Raw genomic sequence first — 2,889 nt, 5'->3', positions numbered from 1 at the left:
TTTTTTTTTTTTAGGAACCCTCCCCCACCTGAAACGACACGGGCCTTGTTGGGGGCCGCGGTAGTGTGTTAAAAGCGACAGGACCCAGGCCAGGGCTCCTTCGACGGTGTCGTGACCGAGGACCTCGGGCACCCGCAGGCCGGTGGCTTGCGAGGCGAGGGTGAGGCCGGTGGTCTCGCGTTGGGCACGCTCGGCCGGGCGGTGGGTGTAGATCTTCAAGACGGCGGTCTTGGACAGGAAGACAATGGACCGGCCGCCGTAGCCGACGATGGCGTCGTGGTCGAAGAGGGTGTCGAGCGCTGATTCGGCGGCCTGACGTGCGCAGTCGATCTCGCTGGCCAGCCGGGCCAGTACCGGGTGCTGCTGGCCCGCAGGGGTTGCGTTGTCGCCCATTTTTGTCCCCAGGTGTTGGGTGCGCCATTCGTGCAGCCAGTGTGGGGGCCGGGCTGCCATGGCCAGGATCTCTGGCCGTGCCGATGCCGTCGGATGCATCGGTGGGGGAGGCGGGCGGCGCTGCGGTAAGCGCGCAGCGGCAGCCTCGCGGCGGCCGACCAGGAGAACGCGGACTCCGCGAGGGCCCGGCCGGCGTCTCCTAAACGGCCGCGCAGTGCGGGGTCGTCGTGGAGGGCGGTGACCATGGCGGGGATGTCCGCCATCGTGCGGTCGGTGGAGACCATGGCAAAGCTGTGCGGGTCGGGCAGGCCAGTGAACGCTTCCGGCGTGCCGACGACGGGCAGACCACGGCGAAATTCGTCGGCGCCCCAACGTGCCCCGGACGGGGCGGAGTTCACCAGGCCCGGACGCCGTCCCGATCGAGCCGGGCAGAGACGTCCACCGGACAACGGAGGCCGGACCACAGGAGCGGCAGCACACCGGACGGCCCAGCCCGGTGTCCGCGATTCGCGGACACCCGGCGGGAGGTTGGCTGAATCTCGTTGCACAAAGCAGGTTGGAACGCATGTATAAGGGAACCAGGTAAGTGCTGCATGAAGCGTGCAGCACTCGGAGTGAAACGAGGAATCAGCCTTGAGTCACGTCCTTCCGCTCGCCAACGGTCTGCGCAGCGACCACCCGGTGCCGGGCCTGCCCTTCGTCGACGACTCGCATCTCCCGCTCGACGACGGACCGGAGGCCATCGAGGCCGTCGGCCGCAACAAGGGCCCGGGCATGTGGGGCCGCCTCGACAAGAACCGCGCCGACGGCGGCTGGCGCGCCTTCACCACCGACCCGCTCGACAACACCCTCGGCTGGGCGGTGCGCCACCACCCCGAGCACGGCCGGACCGTGCTGCTGCTGCGCGACGGCGACACCTCCTCCCTGCACATGGACTGGGACGGCGAGCAGCTGCTGTTCCGCGCCGGCGGCTACTGGTGGAACGGCGAGACGTGGTACCGGCCCGGGCAGGTCTGGAACCCGGTCGAGGAGGACTACGAGCGGCGCAAGGCCCGCATGGCCGTCACCGTCACCGCCGCCGACATGCTCGACGGCCGCGCCGACCCGGCCAAGGCGTACGTCGGCAAGGTGGCCACCTTCGACCCGGACGCCGTGCGGCCGGACAACTGGCTTGACCACCTGGCGCTGTGGGCCGCCCGCCACCAGGAGCAGGACGGCGCCCCGCCGCTGGAGCGGTGCGTGGTCGACGTCTCCAGCCCTGAACTGACCGGCGCGCAGCTGATCGGCGCCCCGGAGCTGGCGGAGCTCGGCGGCATCACCGCCTCGACGCTGCGCTCCTACATCTCGCGTGGCAACTCCGAGGTGCCGCTGCCGCAGGCCGTCATCGGCGGCCGCGACCAGTGGGCCCGGGCCGTGGCCGACGACTGGGTAGAATCCCGCCAGCGCTCCTACCAGGGCGTCAAGACCGCCATGTCCGCCGGCAACCCCGACAGCCTCTCGCCCGGGGCAGTCGAGGTGCGCGACCGGTTCGCCGTCGACTTCCACCACACGCTGTACGACCGGCCCGACGTGCGCAAGCGGTGGGTACTGCGCCACCGCAACAAGGAGTCCGTCGCCGAGGTCGCCGACACGTTGGCCTGGTCGGTGGCCGTCAGCCTCGACGAGATCGTCCCCACCGAGCACCTGGGCCGGACCGTGCGGGCCGCGGTGCTGTTCGACTTCGCCGAGTCCGTCGAGATGTTCAAGGACAACGAGGACGGCGAGGGCCTCGAAGCATGGTGGCACCTCAACCTGACGCCGTCGGTGGCCAAGACGCTGGACTGGTACATCCGGTGCTTCCCCGCCGAGGCGTACGCCACCATCGGGGAGATCCAGCGCCAGGCCCACAACACCTGGAAGGCGCCGGCGGCGGACACCCTGAGCGCGCTGCGCTCGGCGCTCTCGCTCGACGGTGAGCTGACCGACGAGCAGCGTGCGACGTACTTCGCCCTGCTCGAACCGCACGAGGACACCGACTGAACCGTCCGCGCCGCCGGACGAACGGGGGCCGGAGCCAATGCCAGTGGCTCCGTCCCACGTCGCGTGGACTGTAGCCATGCCGTCCCCGCGCATCCGTCTGGCAGGGTGTCGCGAGTGGTGAGCTTTCACCTCTCACCGCAGGATGGGGGTGCGGTGACAGCATTCGAGCGTGAGCCAGCGGAGGTGCGGATAACGCGCGCGGCTGGACGCCCTGGCAGGAGTGCGCGTAGGGGGTGGATCGCGGGGCGTGACGCTGCCCGCGGCGGGTCGTTGGGCTGGGGGAGAAGCACACCCCTCCGGCCTGGGGCTCCGGTCGCTGTCAATCGGGGTCCCAGGCCAGTGTTGTGTGGAGGTATCTTGCAGTCGCCGGCTGTTGAGCGGGGCCGGTTGTGGCTACCAGGACCAAGGGGTGTCCCAGGGCTAGCCGTAGTGGTTGCTGGGGTGCCAGTGCGGGCCGTGGTGGGGCTTGTGGGGGTG

General features: G+C 70.1%; 2 protein-coding genes. One reads left to right on the top strand and one right to left on the bottom strand.

Annotation, left to right across the window (positions count from 1 at the left end):
• On the bottom strand, positions 1-393 hold a 393-nt coding region (locus PV350_RS45925), incomplete at its 3' end, for a protein kinase family protein (protein WP_500339228.1).
• Positions 394-1,026: 633 nt separating this feature from the next.
• Here PV350_RS45925 and PV350_RS45920 point away from each other — a divergent pair.
• Positions 1,027-2,412: a helix-turn-helix transcriptional regulator gene (locus PV350_RS45920; protein WP_500339227.1), complete on the top strand. Its 1,386-nt coding sequence runs from the start codon at positions 1,027-1,029 to the stop codon at positions 2,410-2,412.
• Positions 2,413-2,889: the final 477 nt, after the last annotated feature.

Source organism: Streptomyces sp. PA03-6a (assembly GCF_033792765.1).
Classification (GTDB): Bacteria; Actinomycetota; Actinomycetes; order Streptomycetales; family Streptomycetaceae; genus Actinacidiphila.
The sequence above is the reverse complement of the archived record's forward strand: the minus strand, read 5'-3'. Positions and strand labels throughout refer to the sequence as shown.